The 18,199-nt window shown below is 61.3% G+C and carries 18 protein-coding genes; 9 read left to right on the top strand and 9 right to left on the bottom strand.

Annotated features, from left to right (window positions below):
- Nucleotides 1-3 precede the first annotated feature (3 nt).
- The 4 genes from RSO01_RS13410 to RSO01_RS13390 form a co-directional block, all read right to left on the bottom strand.
- The gene (locus RSO01_RS13410; protein ID WP_147149602.1) at nucleotides 4-1,080 is read right to left on the bottom strand and encodes an ABC transporter ATP-binding protein; all 1,077 of its coding nucleotides are present in this window, start codon (nucleotides 1,078-1,080) and stop codon (nucleotides 4-6) included.
- A gap of 32 nt (nucleotides 1,081-1,112) precedes the next feature.
- Nucleotides 1,113-2,186: an ABC transporter substrate-binding protein gene (locus tag RSO01_RS13405; RefSeq protein ID WP_147149601.1), complete on the bottom strand. Its 1,074-nt coding sequence runs from the start codon at nucleotides 2,184-2,186 to the stop codon at nucleotides 1,113-1,115.
- Nucleotides 2,187-2,318: 132 nt separating this feature from the next.
- Nucleotides 2,319-3,230, bottom strand: coding sequence for a substrate-binding domain-containing protein (locus RSO01_RS13400; RefSeq protein WP_147149600.1), 912 nt, complete (start codon nucleotides 3,228-3,230; stop codon nucleotides 2,319-2,321).
- Nucleotides 3,231-3,603: 373 nt separating this feature from the next.
- The gene (locus RSO01_RS13390; RefSeq protein WP_170303036.1) at nucleotides 3,604-4,554 is read right to left on the bottom strand and encodes a LysR family transcriptional regulator; all 951 of its coding nucleotides are present in this window, start codon (nucleotides 4,552-4,554) and stop codon (nucleotides 3,604-3,606) included.
- 538 nt (nucleotides 4,555-5,092) lie between these two features.
- Between RSO01_RS13390 and RSO01_RS13385 the strand changes: the two genes are divergently transcribed.
- The 5 genes from RSO01_RS13385 to RSO01_RS13365 all read left to right on the top strand — a co-directional run bounded on the left by RSO01_RS13385 (nucleotide 5,093) and on the right by RSO01_RS13365 (nucleotide 8,419).
- Nucleotides 5,093-5,290 carry a hypothetical protein gene (locus RSO01_RS13385; protein WP_147149598.1) on the top strand — a complete coding sequence of 66 codons (198 nt, stop codon included), beginning with the start codon at nucleotides 5,093-5,095 and terminating at the stop codon, nucleotides 5,288-5,290.
- Nucleotides 5,287-5,862, top strand: coding sequence for a hypothetical protein (locus RSO01_RS13380; RefSeq protein ID WP_147149597.1), 576 nt, complete (start codon nucleotides 5,287-5,289; stop codon nucleotides 5,860-5,862). Before RSO01_RS13385 ends, RSO01_RS13380 begins: the two co-directional genes overlap by 4 nt.
- Before the next feature lie 2 nt (nucleotides 5,863-5,864).
- Nucleotides 5,865-6,512 carry an SOS response-associated peptidase family protein gene (locus tag RSO01_RS13375; protein ID WP_147149596.1) on the top strand — a complete coding sequence of 216 codons (648 nt, stop codon included), beginning with the start codon at nucleotides 5,865-5,867 and terminating at the stop codon, nucleotides 6,510-6,512.
- Entirely contained in the window at nucleotides 6,470-7,201 is a 732-nt protein-coding gene (locus RSO01_RS13370; RefSeq protein ID WP_246158372.1) for an SOS response-associated peptidase, read from the top strand. The genes RSO01_RS13375 and RSO01_RS13370 overlap by 43 nt, the downstream gene beginning before the upstream one ends.
- A 471-nt stretch (nucleotides 7,202-7,672) precedes the next feature.
- Entirely contained in the window at nucleotides 7,673-8,419 is a 747-nt protein-coding gene (locus RSO01_RS13365) for a DUF3800 domain-containing protein (protein WP_147149595.1), read from the top strand.
- Here the strand turns inward: RSO01_RS13365 and RSO01_RS13360 are convergent.
- Nucleotides 8,406-8,663 carry a hypothetical protein gene (locus tag RSO01_RS13360; RefSeq protein ID WP_147149594.1) on the bottom strand — a complete coding sequence of 86 codons (258 nt, stop codon included), beginning with the start codon at nucleotides 8,661-8,663 and terminating at the stop codon, nucleotides 8,406-8,408. The genes RSO01_RS13365 and RSO01_RS13360 overlap by 14 nt on opposite strands.
- A gap of 114 nt (nucleotides 8,664-8,777) precedes the next feature.
- Here RSO01_RS13360 and RSO01_RS13355 point away from each other — a divergent pair, with 114 nt between their 5' ends.
- The 4 genes from RSO01_RS13355 to RSO01_RS49855 all read left to right on the top strand — a co-directional run bounded on the left by RSO01_RS13355 (nucleotide 8,778) and on the right by RSO01_RS49855 (nucleotide 11,128).
- Nucleotides 8,778-9,488 carry a hypothetical protein gene (locus tag RSO01_RS13355; RefSeq protein ID WP_147149593.1) on the top strand — a complete coding sequence of 237 codons (711 nt, stop codon included), beginning with the start codon at nucleotides 8,778-8,780 and terminating at the stop codon, nucleotides 9,486-9,488.
- A gap of 19 nt (nucleotides 9,489-9,507) precedes the next feature.
- On the top strand, nucleotides 9,508-9,945 hold the full coding sequence (locus tag RSO01_RS13350) for a hypothetical protein (RefSeq protein ID WP_147149592.1): 438 nt from the start codon (nucleotides 9,508-9,510) through the stop codon (nucleotides 9,943-9,945).
- A 231-nt stretch (nucleotides 9,946-10,176) separates the two neighbouring features.
- A complete protein-coding gene (locus tag RSO01_RS13345) occupies nucleotides 10,177-10,938 on the top strand; it encodes a hypothetical protein (protein WP_147149591.1) in 762 nt (253 codons plus the stop codon).
- A 25-nt stretch (nucleotides 10,939-10,963) separates the two neighbouring features.
- The gene (locus RSO01_RS49855) at nucleotides 10,964-11,128 is read left to right on the top strand and encodes a type II toxin-antitoxin system Phd/YefM family antitoxin (protein ID WP_373867900.1); all 165 of its coding nucleotides are present in this window, start codon (nucleotides 10,964-10,966) and stop codon (nucleotides 11,126-11,128) included.
- Nucleotides 11,129-11,198: 70 nt separating this feature from the next.
- On the opposite strand, the gene RSO01_RS13335 is transcribed toward RSO01_RS49855, so the two are convergent.
- From RSO01_RS13335 to RSO01_RS13320, 4 genes are all read right to left on the bottom strand, one after another.
- Nucleotides 11,199-12,263 carry an ABC transporter ATP-binding protein gene (locus RSO01_RS13335; protein WP_147149589.1) on the bottom strand — a complete coding sequence of 355 codons (1,065 nt, stop codon included), beginning with the start codon at nucleotides 12,261-12,263 and terminating at the stop codon, nucleotides 11,199-11,201.
- Nucleotides 12,260-13,966: an ABC transporter permease gene (locus RSO01_RS13330; RefSeq protein WP_147149588.1), complete on the bottom strand. Its 1,707-nt coding sequence runs from the start codon at nucleotides 13,964-13,966 to the stop codon at nucleotides 12,260-12,262. Before RSO01_RS13330 ends, RSO01_RS13335 begins: the two co-directional genes overlap by 4 nt.
- 7 nt (nucleotides 13,967-13,973) lie before the next feature.
- Nucleotides 13,974-15,077 (bottom strand): ABC transporter substrate-binding protein, encoded by a 1,104-nt coding sequence (locus tag RSO01_RS13325; protein WP_170303035.1) that lies wholly within the window; start codon nucleotides 15,075-15,077, stop codon nucleotides 13,974-13,976.
- 96 nt (nucleotides 15,078-15,173) lie between these two features.
- On the bottom strand, nucleotides 15,174-18,029 hold the full coding sequence (locus RSO01_RS13320; RefSeq protein ID WP_147149586.1) for a tetratricopeptide repeat protein: 2,856 nt from the start codon (nucleotides 18,027-18,029) through the stop codon (nucleotides 15,174-15,176).
- Nucleotides 18,030-18,199 lie beyond the last annotated feature (170 nt).

The following is an 18,199-nucleotide window of genomic DNA, read 5'->3' as shown; positions in this document are numbered from 1 at the left end:
AATTCACCTTCCGGCAATGTTCTGAATGACCAGCGTGTGTTCCGCCGACCAGCCAATTCTGACTTTCCCACTCCCTGCCGCCCAGGCCGTCCTATTGGTCAACTCCTTCAAGACAAGGACGCTGCCATTGTCAGGCCTGACATAGTACCTCGTCACACCACCGACGAAGGTTGTATCGATCAGCTCGCCCGACAGCTCGTTGCCGATGCACTCGCCCGGCGCCAACCTGCGAATGTTTTCCGGGCGGACGACAATGGTGACTTCGGCGCCCGTTGCGACGCTCGTCGTCGGCGCCCTGATCGTGCCGACCGAGCATCGCAATACGGTCTCCTCGGAGCTGCTTTCCGAAACCGTCGCGGTCAACACGTTCGACTCCCCGAGAAACTGGGCTCCGAACACCGTTTCTGGCGCAAAATACAGCTCGTGCGGCGTTCCAAGCTGCTCGATTCGGCCGGTGTTCATAAGGCAGATTCTGTCGGACAGCGTGAGCGCCTCCTCCTGGTCGTGCGTCACGTAAACGACCGTCACGCCGAGATCGGAATGCAGGCGCTTTATCTCGAGCTGTAGTTGTTCCCGCAGCTTCTTGTCGAGCGCACCGAGCGGCTCGTCCATCAGAATGAGGCTGGGTTTGTAAACCAGACATCGGGCTATGGCGACCCGTTGTTGCTGCCCGCCGGAGAGCTCGCGTGGCTTTCGACCGCCAAGATCCCGAAGATTGACAATGTCGAGCACCTCGGCGACGCGGATCCGGATCTCCTGTTCGCGAACCCGCCTGACGCGCAGCGGAAAGGCAATATTGTCGAAAACCGTCATATGCGGCATCAGCGCATAATTCTGAAAGACCATGCCCAGGCCGCGTTGGCGCGTGGGCATGTCCGTAACGTCGCGGCCATCTATCTCAACGCGACCCGAAGATGGTGGTGTCATGCCCGCTATGATGTTCAGCAACGTTGTCTTGCCCGAACCGCTTGGGCCGAGCAGCGTCAGGAATTCCCCCTTTTCAACGACGAGGTCGAGACAGTCGAGGGCGACGATATTTCCGTATTTTCGACTGACACCCTTCAACTCCACGACTGTCATCTATCCCCCTTTGTTGGATTGCCCGGTAACCGCTATCGCGAACTCAGAACGAATTCCTTGAAGCGAGGCTCGACCTTCGCGAAGTTCTCTGCCCACCAGGCGTTGTTGAGAACCACGTAGGCCGGATTGTTCACGTCCGGCAGGGATTTTCTGGTGGCCTCATCCAGGAATTCATTTGCCTTCAAGTTGCCGGGAATCACACTCACGCGCCTGCAGTAATCCGCCAGCCGATCAGGGCGCAACAAGAACGACAGATACCGCATCGCTGCGTTCTTGTGCGGAGCGCCCTTCGGGACGACATAGTATGAGCCATAGACGACGAGCTGGTCCTGCGAGAAATCCATGCTGATGCCAGCATCGCGAGCCGCCTTCGTCCGATTGAGGTAAGTGTACGAGAAGTCCAGTTCGCCGGTCTGCACCAAATCCACGGTCTGCTGAGTCTGCTCAACCCACTTGCGAACATACGGCTTGATGCGCTCGAGAGACCTGAATGCGCGATCGAGGTCCATCGGGTAGATCTCCTTTGGCGGAACGCCGTCGGCGAGCAACGCACACTCCAAGGTCTCGCTGGCGCGCATGCGCAGCCCGCGGCGACCGGGAAACTTCTTGACGTCCCAGAACTCGGGATAGGTACGGGGCGCTTTCGGATTTCGGGCCGGATCCCAGCAGATTCCACCGACGTAGATGCCGTATCCGACCATATAGGGACTCGGATTCTCGAACATGGCCGTTCCCTTGAAAACATCGGGTTCGATCTTTTCGAGGAGGCCTTGAGACCCGGCTTGCATGAGAGCCGGGCCGACGAAGTCGAACAAATCCCATTCGGTTGTCTTCGATTCCACCTGGATCTTGAGCTTCGCCATGTCGATCGTATTCACGATCGTCACCGGAATTCCCGTCTCCGCCGTGAAGGGCTTGACGATGGCCTCCTCAAGGGCGATCTGCGTCGATCCCCCCGCGAACACCAGCACGAGCCGATCCGACGCCTTTGCGGCCGTGCTGAGAACATAGGGAGCCGCGATCGCCGCGGTGCCGCCGATCAGGACATCTCGACGGGAAGTAGATTTCGCTCCCGAGCTCTTGGAAGCCTTGCGGATCTCGAACATTGCTCCACCTCTTCAGGGCTGCTGAAGCACTTTAATCGGCGCGCAATCCGATTGTCTCGATAAGCAAATTTTATGGTCGCTTCGGGAGACCCATCGCGTGCGACCGACCGCCCCTCGGGAAGGCGTGTCCGATCACGCCCGCCAAAACAGGTCGGCATAGGGCAAGTGCGCGCCGATCAGCTGCTGCTCCAGAAGGTAGTCTTGCAACTTGGCAACGGTCGCCTGGTTCGCGGCGGTTGACCCGTGGGGCATGGGATCGTTGCCGAAAATCTTCATCGTTGCGGTCCAGTTGTCGTCGCCCCAGGGCAAGAACGTCGAACCTACGCGACGTTGCTTGGCGCGAGTCATGCTGTGCTCATACGCTGCGATGACGGTACCCGGCAATGACGGGCAGGAAGAGATCTTCGCGCGCGGGATGACCACGGTGTGGCTGATCGGATACGTGCCGGTCGACCGGTAGTATTCCAATTCTGCCTCGCGCCAATTCTTCAGAAGCGGTCGAAAGCGCCGCTCGGAAGGCGGCAGCAGCGAGTCGCGAGTGCGTGGAAACAGCAAGGCGTCGAGGCGCCCTCCTGCCAAAGCGTCTTCGAGATCTTCATCGATGATCTTGACTCGAGCTGCTGGAGGAGGCGCGAAGCGCTGTCGTGGACTCGAGAACCACTCGACCTGGGACCAATGCAGCCGGTGGAACTCGGCGACGATCCCCCGTCCCCAAACTCCGGCAGTCATGGTGTAATCGTCAATGCCAATGCGCTTTCCGACAAGGTCGGAAAACTGTGCGGCACTATCGTCCTTTCGAACGAGGAACGTGCTGTGCCGAAAGCCCCTGCTCGGGAAGATCGGAATGGCCGTAAGCCAGTCCGCGCCCCGCGCGCGCATCATCATATAGTTCGATAGCGAGAACTCGCATACGTCGAACTCTTGCGCCTCGAGGACTTTCGCGAACAGTTCGTTCCGCGGCGTCACTTGATAGCGCAACTCGATACCGTCGCGAATGGAAGACACGTCGAGCGTGTGCTCGTAGTCGCCGCCGTATACGATCACTCACTTCTCCTGCTGAAGAAACAGAGCCAATCCGCGCGCCATGCGAAATCTCTCGCCGGTGGAGTTCCTAGTCCGAGTGCCTGCCGACCCATGACCATCGGGCAGCACGTCGGCAGCACTATGTTGGAGGCCGATTGGAAGCGTCTACATAAGCAGATGTGATGTTGTCGTCTGATCCGGACGACATCTGGCGCCGCTCGACGGACCCGTTCCCAGCCATGGCATCTCTACTCGGGCGTGATAGTGCGTTGCGTCCTCGCCGCTTCCAGGCTTCAGGAAGGCAAAGACGTTGGCAGAAGGGTGCTGGAGCAATTCGAACCCGCCGATCACCGCAGCGGGCCCTCTTCTCGCTACGATATCCGCCGACGGGCATTCAGCGTATGGGCTCTATCCGAACCTTGTCTTTCGCCCAGGGCATGTACTTGGCAAGCTGGGGGACGATGTCGCTCTTGAGGACTTGCTTTGCTTCGTTCGCCACGGCTCTTGGCAGGCGGCCAAGCTCGTTCTTCCGGGCAAACAGGTACAGGCGGCGGGTAAAGCCAGGCCCGGGGAGTTTCATTGGCCTGATCAGCGGCGTCAGCCCGCCCTCGAAGTTGGAAAGCGGCGTGGTGATCGCCCATCCGATTCCGGCCGCGACCGCGGCCGTCACTCCGATGGGGCTGTCGAACTCGAGGAATCGAGGAATGTCGATGCCCATGCGCCTCAGGTGCCGGTCGACATCCTTGCCGGTTTGCGAGCGCGCGCTGTGACGAATGAGAGGCAGACGCTTGGCTATCGTCGCCAGGCCCTCGCGAGACTCAGGAAAGGAACTGGGAAAGAGCAGGATGTACGACTCTTCCAGAATGGAGTGACGCTCGGCCCAATCGGTGTCCTCCATCCCACTCCAGCTGATCGACATATCGACGGTGCGGTTGATGATGCCTTCGATATGGGAAGGCGTGGATCCGGAGTAGATGGCTACCTCGGATGCCTGCGTGCTCAGGAACTCCGCAAGCCTCAGTGCAAAGGCACGCATCACGGAGCCGGCAAGCCCCAATCTGACCCGAAATAGATATCCCTGTTCGGCATCGCCAATTGCGGCTGAAACCTCGTGCGCTTCCGCCACGAGCAAATTCGCCTTCTGCCTCAGCAGGGCTCCGACGGCCGTGAGCGCCAGCGGCCTGACCGATCGCTCGAACAACTTCTTGCCCAACCCACGTTCGAGATCCGAGATCGCCTGCGAGACGGCAGGCTGCGTAATCCCGAGTGCTTTCGCCGCGGCACCCATACTTCCTTTTTCGCAAACCATCAGGAAGACTTGAAGCACGCCAAGATCGAATGACAATGTCGTAACCGTCGGTCTGCTGGATCTTATGCGGCGCATTGGCTCCTCTTGTCGCGGCAGTTCAACAGACTGCAGGCTCGGGTTCCCTCTCTATAGCCGCTCGCGATCTTGCACACGAGTTGGGCGCCGCCCAAATCCGATGCGGAGTCTGGAGGAGTGTTTCGCTGCAACCGCTTCTTCTTGTCCCGTGAGTCCAGCAGGACATCTCTGTCCCGCGAGCAGCAGTAGTTCTTTCGGCAGGTCTTAGGACCAGGGGCCGGAACACCAGCTCCCGAATCTTGCGCCTGCCCCATGCGCCCAGCAGAAGAAGCGGCAGCACCTTCATGAGAATGTACTTCTGTCGGCCGATGCCGAGAGGTCGGTGCCACGTGTGGAAGAACCGCTTGAGGACAACATACAGCGGGTATCCGCCCCGACAGCGCCAAGCCCTATGGATTGACTCATCAGGTCATTGTTCTCATTTTGTTCTCATGAGTGGGACAGAGAGAACTGGCCAATGTCTCCATCCGCGGATCTTCATGACGTCTGGGATAGTCACTTGCCGCTCGGCATCTCGTGCAATCACTGCCTGCATCGCGCGCTCGTCGAACACGACCGCATCGGCGCCCGCGAGGGCAACTTGCGATGCGTCGACACGCTGCCGTTCATCTGCAGCCACTGCGGACGGCGCGAGTTCACGCCCCACGTTTTTCGCGAACGCCGCCACGTGAAGCGGTTCATGGCGGAGTACCGATGATGACGTCCGAAGACGACATTGTTCGCGGCTACCTCTCTTCGGCCGATGTCGAGCGGCTCTTTCCGGCGCGCGTCGCCCGCATCGCGCGCGGAACCCTCACCTACACGGAGAAAGGCCGCATCCTCGTGAAGGCGGGTGAGATCGATCCCAAGTGGCGCGGCGGCAAGTTCAACGGCATCGAGTACTTCCATTTCCGCTTCCCCGAGCAGAGTGCGACCATGGCCGCCTTCCTGCTGCGCGACGGACTGCATCGCCTTGTTCCCGAAAGCCTGCAGGCACCTACGCCGGCGGAAGTCGAAGCCGAGTGGCAGCGACTGGCAGCGCAACGGGAAGCCATCCTGGGCTGGGCGCGCGCCAAGAAGGCGCTGTCGGAGATCGTGCAGACCTATCGCTTCGAGCGCCGCCGCGGAACCTATTCCCACTCGGCGCACGCTGCGGCGGCAAAGACGGTCGAGCAGATCGATCGCTCGGTCGACGACGCGATGACCTACGCCGGCGTCTGCATCGAATGGGCCGAACGTGAGCACCGCGCGTGGTTCTGGCGCTGTGCGCCCAATGACCAGGTGCTCTAGCCATGTGCAATCTCTACGAAGCCCCTCAAAGCATCGCAGACATGGCGGCCCACTTCGGTGTTGCGGATCCGCCCAAGCTCGACATCCCGCACGAAACGAAGCGCGGAGAGCCCGGCATCATCGTGCGAGGCTCCGTCGGTCAGCGCGTGATGCTGCCGGCGACGTGGGGCTTCCCGCGGCCACAGAAGGATGGAGCCGGCGGGCTGCTGCATCACGAGCCAGTTAACCTCATTGCCGACCTGACCAATCCAATGTGGCGCACGATGGCGCCGGACCCGCGCTACCGCTGTCTCATCCCGGTGGCGGCGTTCGCGCAGCCGGACGGCAAGCGCGGCTCGATGACACGCACGTGGTTCAAGGCAAAGGACTGGCCGATCTTCGCCTGGGCGGGATTCTGTCGCAAAAGCGAGGAATGGGGACCCGTCTACGGCGCCATGACGACCGACAGCAACAGCGCCGTCGCCCCGCTCAATCCACGCATGCCGGTGATGCTTGCCCCGGACGAATACGACCAATGGCTCGAAGGCTCGATCGACGACGTGATCGAGTTCCAGTTCCGGCCCCCCTTCCCGGCCGATCGCATGGAAGTCGAGCGCACGAAAGACCTGTGGGTGCAGCGACCCCGCGCGCGCTACGGCGCGTTGCTTTGAGCCTGGGGACACCGCAGGATCGCCCGATTCGAGGAGCCGACATGTGCACTCTCTACACCGTGCGCAAAACCAGGGATGAAGTCGCCCAAACCTTCCGAGCGCGAAGGCCGCCTGTCGAACCGAACCTGCCGGACGACATCCTGCCCGGCGCTCCCGGACTGGTGGTCCGTGAAGCCGACGGCGAGCGCATCCTGCAGTCGATGGTGTGGGGCTTTCCGATGCGCTTCGCGACCATGAAGCCAGGCTCCAAACCCAAACCCGTCAACAACATCGCCGATATCGCCAAGTTCCCCTGGAAGCCGTTGGCGCAGAAGCCGCAATCGCGCTGCCTGATTCCCCTGACGAGCTTCGCCGAGCCGGAAGGGCCGAAAGGCGGGAAGACCAGGACATGGGTCACGATCAAGGACCAACCCATCGCCGCCTGGGCAGGCCTGTGGCGCGAGAGCGACGAATGGGGCCCCGTCTATTCCGGTGTGATGACCGACTCCAATGACGCGATACGGCCGTTGCATCACCGGATGCCGGTGCTGCTCCATCCGCACGAGCTCGACCAGTGGCTGCACGGCTCGTTCGAAGACCTTGTGGCTTTCCAGCAACGGGCCTTTCCGAACGAATTGATCGAGATCACGGCAACCAAAGACCTGTGGGTGCCCAAGAAGACGCCTACGCCCGTCAGTGGTCAGTCGTAGCTGCAGTAGAGCTGACGCTCAGCAGCGACCACAGTCACCTTGGCCGCGCTTTGCGACACGCTTGGCTTTGCGCTGGCGATCCTGGGCTGCGGAGCGCCCAACATCTTCGGATTCTCTGAACGAGGTGCTGCGTTTGCTGCGCCTAACATAGACGAGACTAGGCGGCTGTGTGCGCTCCGACTTCACCCCTGGCAACACGACATCCCGTGAGTGCTTTCAGGTCGCGCATACATCCTTGCGGGCGTGTCAGCCTCTTCTGTAGCCCGGATGTGGCCCTCTCAAGGCTGAAACACGGGTTCGAATCCCGTAGGGCGCGCCAATAGAATCAAGCTTTTTTTTGATCGGCCGGTTTTCATGTTAAATAAGTGTCCAATATAGCCGGCGGGGCGTAGCCAAACGCCGTGTGTTGGCAAAGCGGGGCCGTCGCTCCCGTGTTGCTAATGTTGCCGGCTAAATGTCTACTCGCGTCCCGTGCACTGGGACATACATTGCGATGAAAGCTCGCAGACGGATCACCGCTACATCGTCATAGGCGCGATGTACGGCCGAGCGGATCGCACTGAACAGGTGATCGCCACCATCGAAAAGGCCATTGGCCCACCCTACCGTGGGACCTCGGAACTGAAGTGGACGAAAATCCGCAAGCACAATGTTCCGATGTACAAGTCCCTTATCAACGCGCTGCATCCGTTGATGAAATCGGGAGTCGTTCGCTTCCACTGTCTGGTGATCGACAGTCATCGGGCCAATCACAAAGACTACAACGAAGGTGATCGGGAACTCGGCTTCACCAAGTACGCCTTCACGCTACTCTACAAGTTCGCCCGCATACACGCCAAGAGTGGCGCCGCTTTGCCCGAGTTCTACGTTCACCTCGACAACAGAGGTACCCGTTACTCGCCCGAAGTGACCCGGATTACGCTGAATTATCGGGATGCGCGAGAGCACGGACGCACGTACGAGGCGTACAAACTCGTCCACTTTGTGGAATCTAAGGACAATCGCTTGGTACAGGCGGCCGACTTGTTTACCGGCGCAATCGCGGCAGCGTGGAACCGTGAATATTCGGCCGCCCACAAGAAGGACATCATCGAGTTCATCGAACAGAAATGGTTTCTTCCCTCCCTGGCGCAGGAAACCATGAAGCATGTAGCACTTCGTGGCATTGACATCTGGTTTTTGGATTGGAATGCCGGCCAGAAAGCTAAACGGTCTTAGAGTCCTCGCACCAAACACGCCCCACCTCGCCGGTCACAAACAACCAAAGCTCGACGTCCCGCCCGCCGCACGTCCGGCACTTGAGCGGCAGCGTGCGCAACTCGCGCATGTTCCTGGACTTGGCGCCGATCACGTCCAGCGGAACCAAGGCACGTCGTTCGCCGGACCGGCAGCGCACACCAAGCGGCTGGCCGTAACACGCGGCGGTGTGGAGGTAGGCGCGGGCATCGACAGGGGTCAGCATGGACCATTCGTAGCCGGCTTATCCACCCCGCGCGCTCTGCCCAAACGACGCGTGTGTCGTCATCGCATGCAACCAAATACGATGTTTGCTAAAGTCGGGCACAGGGAGGTGAGAATGAGCAAGCGCGAGCGGTGCTGGATCTGCGACAGCACTGGGCCGCTTTCCAAAGAACACCGGGTGAAGCGATCCGATTTGCAGGACTTGTTCGGCAACGTGAGCGCCGAACACCCCTTGTATCTTCACAATGATGCGAGGCGGAACCAGCGTATTATCAGCTTAAAGAACGATCGGCTTAAGTCGGGGGGACCAATCTGTATCTCTTGCAACTCGACGCGGACGCAACCACACGACGAGGCTTGGACCAAACTGTCCCGCGCCCTTCGGCGCCGGCTGCCATATATGAAAGCGGGTCAGCGCTTCTCGGGGACAAATGTTTTTGCGCCCGATACGCGGCGTCAAATGCTCAATGTCCATCTGTACTTCGCGAAACTATTCGGTTGTCATATCGCGGACTTGAACGTTGCCATCGACCTTTCCCCTTTCCGCCGCGCAATTCTTGATAGTGTGGCGCATCCGGGGCTCTATTTGAATTTTGGTTTTGGCCTAACGGATGGTGGCGAACCGCACGTAGGCACATCGGATATCGAACTGGTCACCAAAAGCGGCGCGAACACCATCTTGGCCGCGACGTGGTTCCAAGGGGTGGCCAATCTTTCGGTGCGAGTGACGTTTGCCGATGCGGAACGACAACGCCTCAAATCGCTAGCGGACGCGTGGCACCCTGACCGCGGCACCAGTCTAAGGATTGTCGATTACACGCGTTAGTCTTGCGGCTGAGGAACCGATGCACTCGAAATACCTAGATGAGCTTGCCGAAGCGCGCGAACGGCTAAAACTGATTCAGTCGTCGCTTCCCACGTCCGTCGAAGCCGCGGCTTTGCACACAAATGCCAAAATCCCGTTCAAGGTTCTTAGCTGCCGGGAAGGTTACATTTGGCGCATTGAGGAACTCGGGCGGTGTGCATACGATGCCCTTGAAAAGGATGATGTCGTTGCCGCCATGGTCTTGGCCCGGAGCTTGACAGAAACGGCCTGCGCTCTGTGGTATCTCGACACCTTAGTCAAGCAACAGGTTAACACCGGCGTCCAGCCAGACTTGGACGCCGTCGTTATGCGCTTGCTTATGGGGCACAAAGGCCAACCGGACTTTCCCGAGGCTGTGAATGTCCTCACATTTATCGATAGAGCGGACAAGCGATTCTCGGGCCTTCGTGAAACATAGGACCAAATGAGCGAGAGTGCACATCCCAATTTTTGGGGTAGTGCCGGCGCGTTTAGTCAATCAAGCGCCGCAACCAAGACAACGACGCGGAGTGCGCAAGACCGACCGCTTCTCCGTCCTAGTGACCAAAGCGTTGATTGGGTCGTTAGCGATGACGGAATTCGCCTACAATTCCATAGCGGACGCAATGCCGAGTCTAATTGAACGCTGCGAACTGGCGCTTGATGACAAATGACCAGACACAAGATGGCGATACCCGAGAACTTTTTGTTGCTGCACAGTGCGGAAGAGCGTGTCCGGATGGTCACCCTCGATCACATCGCCAGCGACACAGCATTGCACCTGCACGTTAGTGTGGTGGAAGCGTCGATGACAGCCCTAGAGCACTTTTCCGCGGGCTGGCTAACAGATGATTTGGATCTGCTAACAGTTCAGCATTTGGGATTGCGCCTGTTCAACGGTGGGGCCGCGGCGCTCAAACTGTTGCTCGCCGGCTATTATCAGAACACTGCCAGTCATTTGCGTGACGTTCTCGAAACAGCGTTCTTGCTTGACTACTTACGCACCGATCCGCAGCTAGTCGCGAAATGGCGTGAGACAGAACCAAAAAAAGATCGGCGCGAGTTCGAACCCGTTCATATCAGAACGGCACTTGACGCGCGTGATGGTTTCACGGAACAAAAGCGCGCCGAGCACTATCGGACGCTTAGCACGTTCGCGCATCCTAACCCCAAGGCGTTCGCTTTACTGCGCCCGACTGGCAGCAAACTAGCGAAGCCCGGCCCGTTTCATGATGCCGGCTTGCTCAAAGCGCTATTGGAGGAAATGGGGAAGGTATTCGTCCCCGCGACAGTCAACTATCTCCCTTATTTCAAATCGCGCACGCCCATTGACCAAGTGACTCGCGATGGCTTCTTCGCCGTGGCGAACAAATGGTTTCAAGTCGGCTACGGCACCACGCCACGTGAGAAGGCACCTGTCCCGCCTAGTTGAACAGGCGTCAAAAGGTGAAGGCTTCATGATTGCAAAGGCCGGGAAGCCGATGGCCAAGATCGTGCCGCTTGAGCCGCGTCACGCATCTTCGCCACGGCGGCTGGGATTCCGTGCTGGCGAGATCACCGTACCCGATGACTTCGACCGAATGGGCCGGGACGAGGTCACTCGTCGCTTCGGCATAAAATGAGCGGGCGGGACGCCCGCGGCCTGCCTTCGCCAAAGCGAAGCCGCTCCGGCTTCGCGCAGGCAGGTCCGCGCTACGCTTCCAGAAGGACGCAGTGGTCGGGGGAGAAGGACAGCGTCACATCGGCGCCCTCGCTCAGGAGATTGACCGGCGGGCGGCGGACGATCAGCGCGCCCAGGGCGCTATCGATGACGTATTGCACGAAGTCGCCGTGGAACAGGCGCTGGCGCACCTTGCCCGGCACATGATTGTCGCCGGGCCGCGGCTCGAGGTCGACATAGGCGGTGCGCACCGCGACCTCGCTCTCCTTGCCGTGCGGCTTGTGCGCAGAAGTCGCCTTCAGCGTGACGCCGCCGTCGGTCGCGAACAGGCCGTCGCCTGAAAGCTTGCCCTTGATGATGTTGGCCGAGCCCACGAAATCGGCGACGAAGCGGCTGCGCGGGCGGTTATAGATCTGCTCCGGCGTGCCGATCTGCTCGATGACGCCCACGTTCATGACGATGACGCGGTCGGAGATGGCGAGCGCCTCCTCCTGGTCGTGGGTGACGTAGACCGAGGTGATGTCGAGGCGGCGCTGCAGCTCGCGCAGTTCGACCCGCATCTCGGCGCGCAGCTTGGCGTCGAGGTTGCTGAGCGGCTCGTCGAACAGCACGACGGTCGGCGAGAAGGCGATGGCGCGGGCCAGCGCCACGCGCTGCTGCTGGCCGCCCGACAGCTTGGAGGCGCCGCGGTCGGCAAGGTGCCGCATCTGCACCAGGTCGAGCGCGCGCTCGACATTGGCCTTGATGTCGGCGGCGTTCTGCTTCCGCACGCGCAGGCCGTAGGCCACGTTGTCGAACACCGTCATGTGCGGCCACACGGCGTAGGACTGGAAAACCATGCTGACGCCGCGCTGCTCGGTCGGGATGTTGCGCTTCTGGCTGGCATCGTACATCGCCTGGCCGTCGATCGAGATGCTGCCGCCCACCGGCTGCTCCAGCCCGGCGATGGCGCGCAACGTCGTGGTCTTGCCGCAGCCTGAGGGGCCGAGCAGGGTCACGTGCTCCCCTCGCCCGACGGTGAAGCTGACACCGTTCACGGCCGTCGTGTCGCCATAGCGGATGACGAGGTCCTTCACCTCGATACGGGTAACGCTCACGCAAGTTCCTTTGTCATGCCGCGGGTCACGCGGAACAGGATGACCAACGCCACGATGACGGTGAAGGTCTGGATGAGCGCCATCGCCGCCGTCAGCTCCGTGCCGCTGGAGGCGAAGGCGCTGACGATCGACGGCGCGATCACCTTGGCATTGGGCCCCATCAGGAACACCGAGACGCCGAGCTCGCGCACACAGGCCATGAAGATCAGCAGCCAGGCCGCGAGGATGCCAGGCCGCAGCAGCGGCAGGGTCACGGTGCGCATCTGGTAGCCCCAGCCGGCGCCGCAGACGCGGGCGCATTCCTCGAGGCTCTTGTCGATCTGCAGCACCACGCCGGCCAGGGTGCGCACCCCGAGCGGCAGCATCACCGTGAAATAGGCAAGCGCCAGCAGCCACAGCGTGCCGTAGATCGAGATCGGGATGTTGAGCCAGGCCCACAGGAGCGCCAGCCCGAACACCAGCCGGGGCACGGCCCCGGGGAACATCACGAGGTATTCGACGGCGCCGCGTCCCGTGAGCTGCGAGCGATAGATGATCCACACCAGCACGGCCATGACCAGCACGCCGACGGTCGCCACGCCGAAGCCCAGCATCAGGCTGTTGGCCATGGCGGTACGCACCGGGCCCAGCGACAGGGCCGTCTGGTAGTTGGCCCACGTGAACTGGGCCTGGCTCAGGATCACGGTGGCGAAGCGCTGGAACGAGGTCAGCAGCAGGGCCGCGACCGGCAGGACCACCGCCAGGAAGACATAGAGGAGGCAGACCGCGAACAGGACCCAGGCGAGCCTGCCCATGTTCATGGGCCGCGGCCGGAACGCCTTGCCGGTGATGGTGGCGAAGCTGCCGCCCACGATCATGTAGCGGTAGAACGTGAGCATGCCGAACATGACGACGAACAGGGTGAGCCCCATCGCCGAGGCGCGGCCGTAGTCCGGCGGATAGGAGAGCGTGGAGTCCCAGATCGCCGTGGTGATGACGTAGATGCGGCCGGGAATGCCGATCACCAGGGCGGCGGCGAACGAGCCCAGCATCTCGGCGAAAACGAACAGCGTGGCGCCGAGCACGCCCGGCATGACCAGCGGCAGGGTGACGGTGAGCGTGGTGCGGAGCTTCGAGGCGCCCATGACGCGCGCCGATTCCTCGAGCGCAGGGTCCATCGACTTCATCGAGGCCGAGATCATGACGAAGGCCACGGTGCCCTCGAACAGCGCCATCACCCAGGCGATGCCGAAATGGGTGTAGATGTCGGCGATGTCGCCGCTGCCGCCGATCCCCTTCCACAGCTGGTTCATGAAGCCGCTCTTGGGGCCGGCGATGATGGCCCAGGCGAGCGCGCCAACGAGCGGCGTCATGTAGTACGGCAATTCCATCAGCCGCTCGAGCATCCCGCTGCCGGGCACGTTGGTGCGGGTCAGGATCCAGGCCAAGGTGAAGCCGATCAGGATGGCCATGATGGTGGCCATCACCGCGATGATCAGCGTGTTCCAGAGGACGTTGATATCCTCGTCGAAGATCGCAATGTAGTTCTTCAGCCCGTAGGCCTGGGGTGGGAACGCCATCGGATCGCCGACATTCAGCGATTCCTCGATGAGGAACACCATCGGCAGGATGACGAGGAAACCCACCACCAGCAGGATGGCGACCGTGACGATCGCCTGCCAGTTGCGACGCGGGCGAAGCGCGTCCGCGGCTGAGAGCGTCAAGACCGGCTCAGCGGCGGGCGCCGACGATGCGGTCCCACTCCTTGGCGAAGTCCGGACGGTCCTTCTCGAAGGCGTCCCAGTCGGCCGGGAACAGGAGCTTCATGTCCTTCAGCGCCACGCCGCCGCCCGGCGGCGGCACGTCCGCGCGCGGCGAATGCAGCAGCAGGGCGTCGGCGAGCGCCTGCTGGCCCACGGGGGCGAGGAACCAGTCCATGAACAGCTCGGCGGCGTTGGGATGCGGGCCGTCCTGGACGATGCCGTAGGTCTCCGACACCGCCGGCACGCCGGTCTCGGGGAAGACGAAGGCGAGCGGCGCGCCCTTGGCCTTGAACTCGATGTAGCCCGAGTACTGCGCGCCCATGATGATCTTGTCCTGGCCGTCGACCAGGCGGCCGTACTGCTGGACGTAGGAGTCGAAGGCGCGCGGCTTGTTCTCGGCGAACTTCTTGAAGTACTCGAGGCCGAGGATCGGCTTCAGCACGTACCATACGCCGTGCTGCAGGCCCGAGTTCGAGACCTTGACGTTGATGGCGTCCTTCCACTTCGGATCGAGAAGGTCCTGCCACGTCTTGGGCGCCTCGGCCGCGGAAACGTTGTTGGGGTTGTAGGCGATGCCCGCCATGATGATCGAGCCCCAGGTCCAGAAGCCCTCGGGCTTGCTCTTGTACTCGGGCTTGAAGGCGTCCATCTGCGGCGAGATGTACTGGCGGAAGCCGCCGCGCCGCTGGAAGTCGAGGATCATGCCCATGTCGGAGATCTGGATGACGTCGACCAGGTAGGACTTGGCCTGACGCTCGGACAGGACCTTGGCGTAGAGCGCACCCGCCTGCAGGCGCACGTAGCTGGTCTTGATCTCGGGGAACATCTTGTTGAAGGCGGCGAGAAGCTTGACCTGGCCCTGCTCGGGATCGGTCGAATAGAGCACAAAGGCGCCCTCGGCCTTGGCCTTCTCGAGATTGGCGCAGGTCTTGAAGCCATCCATCTGGCGGGGATTGTCGCAGAGCTTGGCGGTGGCGGCTTGAGCCTGCGCGTTCGCGGGCGACCATGCGCTCGTCCCTACTCCGAAGGCAATCGCGCTCAACGCCAGTCCGGCGGCGGCAAACATCTTCATCTTTTTTCCTCCCATGCAACCGGTATCGAGCGTAACGGCGGCTGCCGGGAGGTTCAATCGCCCTGTTCCGCTACGGCGAGAACCCGTTTCGCCAGGCTACGTCCGCTCCGGCGGCGGTGGCAGCATTGGCCCCGGAACGAGCGGCGGCATGCGATCCGGGCCGTATGATTGCTCATAGATGCCGATTGCTTCCTTCATCAGAGCGGCCGCCTCGGCATCTCTGCCTGTGGTCTCGCAGAGGATTGCCAGATTGACCAAAACCAGCGCGAGCGATGGGGTAGGCTTGCCTGAGCCCTTGCGCAGCAACTCAATTGCCTTCCGATAGTCTTTCTCAGCTTCCTGGTGGCGCCCCAGCTGCTTCAGAAGAAGTGCCTTGTTGTTGAGCGCTCCACTCAGGGCCGGGCTGTCGGCCCCGTACGCTTCGACCAGAATGGAGGCAGCCTCGTCATAGAGCGCTTCGGCTTCCTCGGGATGCCCAAGGCCGATACGGAGTTGGGCGAGCCAGTTCAGCGAATTCGCGACCACGGGATGGCGATCGCCAAAGATCTTGCGATAGATCGCGAGGGGCCGCTCGTAATACTGCCCAACGTCGCCGTACTTGCCGCGCAGCCGATAGAGATAAGCCATGTTCGACAAGGCGATACCGACAGCAAGCGAATCAGGCGCGTATGTCCGTTCGCAGATTGCGAGCATGCGACGAAGCAACTGCTCCGCAGCGTCCAGCTTGTCGAGGAATGTCTGAAGCTCGGCATAAACGGTCATTGCCGGAATGATCCTCGGATCGTCGGCGCCGAACTTTTGCTCGACGACGGCCAACATCTTCGATGCGTAACCGGCACCTTCCTCGAACTGGCGACGCGCGACGGACAGCCTGACCAGATCGGCGTAACTGTCGGCCACGGAGATGTCGTTGGCGCCGTAAACCGAGATGCGGATGCGCAGGGCGTCGCGGAACAGGCGCTCTGCTTCGTCGAACTCGCCTCGTTCCTGGTGGATCGTCGCCAGCGGAAGCAAGGCGCGAATGTTGAAAGGATGGTCGGGTCCGAGACTCTTGCGATAGATCTCGAGCGGCCTCTCGGCAAGCTCCGCGGCTTCGGCGAAGCGGCCTTGACGCCGCAAGCTCCAGACCATGCTCACCAGGGTATCCGCGACTTCCTCATGCACGGCGCCGAGCAGTTTCACGCGTCCCTCAAGCGCCTGCCGGAACAGTGGCTCCGCTTCGGTTGATCGGCCCATTCCATCCAGGGCAAGCGCGAGAGCGTTCATGTCTGCAAGGACATGCTGGTTGTCAGGACCATACGCTTTCAGACGAATAGCGAGCGAGCGCCGCAGCAAGGGTTCAGCCTCGGCATTCCTGTTCTGCCATCGCAGCACCGCACCGAGGTTGAATAGGGCATCCGCGACAAACGGGTGATCGGCTGGCAGCTTCTGTTCACGCGCCATGAGACCCTGACGCACCAGTGCTTCGGACTCTTCGAAACGCCGCAGATAGCGATAGGTGACGGCGAGATGAATTTGTGCGGTTGCCAAGGCGAGCACATCGTCGTGTTTCGAAAGTATGCCGACGGCCGTCCGAAGCGGCGCCTCGGAGTCGCGATATCGACCGGCGGCGAAATATGCATCGCCAAGCCATTGATACAGATACGCCACCTCTGGCCGGTCGGGTCCGAGCGCGCGACTGTAGAGGTCGATCGCCTTCCTGAATGCGGTTTCAGCCTCCGCGAGCTTGCGCTGGTCGGCACAAACAAGAGCGAGCAACTGATATGAGGCGGCAAGACTCGTCTCATCGCCTGGCGAGACAGTCTCGCGAAGAGCGATGGAGTCTCGAATCATTTTTTCCGCTTCCGGGAAGCGGCGTTCCAGTCTCAAAGACGCCGTCAATTGATAGCTGGCCATCGATGCGGCCACTGCGCTCTCCTGGACTGGATGGCGATGGTAAGTTTGCAACGCCGAGCTGAATTGCGTATCAGCCCCGGCGCGATCGCCCTGGGCCAAGGCGATCCTTCCCAGCTCGACAAGGGCAGAGACGACAGCCGGATGATCTGTCTCCAAAAGGTTCTCGCGCAAAGATAGCGCCCGTTCGGCCGCCGATCGGGCCTCGCCAAAGTGCTGCTGGCTTCGAAGAAGTCCCGCCTGACCAAGCAGCATCGTCGCGAGCACGGCAATCTGGGGCCCTCGGAGGTTTTCCGCGGCCTTGATCGCCGCCTCATAGGCAGCTGCTGCGTCGGCGGTACGCCCCTGAGCTATGCTGTTGATCGCTAGCGACTGGTAGGCGTTTGCGATGCCGACCTGATCGCGAGGGGTGGTGCGTTCCCGTATGTCGATTGCCTTTTTCAGGGCTTGCTCAGCTTCGTCAAAGCGCCGTTGGCTCCGGAGAGCGAAGGCAAGATTCAGCGCAGCAGTCCCGGCCTCGACTCGGCGTCCCTCGGCGGGATCGCGGTCATACTCATCCAGCGCGATGCGAAGATGCGCTTCGGCCTTTTGGAAGTTGCGTGTGCTGTTGGCGAATGCGCCCAGCATTACGTGAGCCTTTGCGGTCCGTGGATCCTGCGGGCCCACGACCTGTTCGTATCGATGCAACGCCCTCTCGCCGACAGCCCAAGCCTCGTCGTGCCTCTTCTGCCTGGAGAGAAAGTACGCTTGCCAAACGAGCGCTCGTGCGAGCTCGGCCTTCTCTCGCGGGTCGATGATGCTTTCGGCTACGGCAACGGCCGTCCGATATCCCACCTCCGCATCCGCCGGCTTGCCTGCGCTCTCGAGCCTGGCGGATTGTTGCAGCAGCGCTTCCACTTGAGCATTGATGCCTGGAGGCAAGGACTGCGCGGCAGAAGACGTCCCGGTCTGCGCGTGGACGACCATGGGCATCGCCGACAAGAAAAGCGCCAACAAGAATTCAGAGATCGTGCGGATTGCCGGCATGATCCCCAATTCTACCGGAAAGCGATTGGGCATCTAGCAAACTTCGCCCTCCGAGAAGTGGGTGCCGATGGTCAGGGCGGCGAAGGTCAAGATCGATTAGAGCATAGTCCGCGCTGCTTGAATCACTCCCTCCCCACGCACAAGCGTGGGGAGGTGCCCTCGTCACACGAGGGCGGAGGAGTCATGGGCATCAGTACTGCTGC

The sequence above is a fragment of the Reyranella soli genome (assembly GCF_007992495.1).
GTDB classification, from domain to species: Bacteria; Pseudomonadota; Alphaproteobacteria; order Reyranellales; family Reyranellaceae; genus Reyranella; species Reyranella soli.
The sequence above is the reverse complement of the archived record's forward strand: the minus strand, read 5'-3'. Positions and strand labels throughout refer to the sequence as shown.

Coding starts and splice junctions, on each gene's coding strand:
- RSO01_RS13410 (WP_147149602.1), bottom strand. CDS start 1,080: ATGACAGTCGTGGAGTTGAAGGGTGTCAGTCGAAAATACGGAAATATC.
- RSO01_RS13405 (WP_147149601.1), bottom strand. CDS start 2,186: ATGTTCGAGATCCGCAAGGCTTCCAAGAGCTCGGGAGCGAAATCTACT.
- RSO01_RS13380 (WP_147149597.1), top strand. CDS start 5,287: ATGATGACGTCCGAAGACGACATTGTTCGCGGCTACCTCTCTTCGGCC.
- RSO01_RS13375 (WP_147149596.1), top strand. CDS start 5,865: ATGTGCAATCTCTACGAAGCCCCTCAAAGCATCGCAGACATGGCGGCC.
- RSO01_RS13360 (WP_147149594.1), bottom strand. CDS start 8,663: ATGCTGACCCCTGTCGATGCCCGCGCCTACCTCCACACCGCCGCGTGT.
- RSO01_RS13355 (WP_147149593.1), top strand. CDS start 8,778: ATGAGCAAGCGCGAGCGGTGCTGGATCTGCGACAGCACTGGGCCGCTT.
- RSO01_RS13350 (WP_147149592.1), top strand. CDS start 9,508: ATGCACTCGAAATACCTAGATGAGCTTGCCGAAGCGCGCGAACGGCTA.
- RSO01_RS13345 (WP_147149591.1), top strand. CDS start 10,177: ATGACCAGACACAAGATGGCGATACCCGAGAACTTTTTGTTGCTGCAC.
- RSO01_RS49855 (WP_373867900.1), top strand. CDS start 10,964: ATGATTGCAAAGGCCGGGAAGCCGATGGCCAAGATCGTGCCGCTTGAG.
- RSO01_RS13325 (WP_170303035.1), bottom strand. CDS start 15,077: ATGAAGATGTTTGCCGCCGCCGGACTGGCGTTGAGCGCGATTGCCTTC.
- RSO01_RS13320 (WP_147149586.1), bottom strand. CDS start 18,029: ATGCCCAATCGCTTTCCGGTAGAATTGGGGATCATGCCGGCAATCCGC.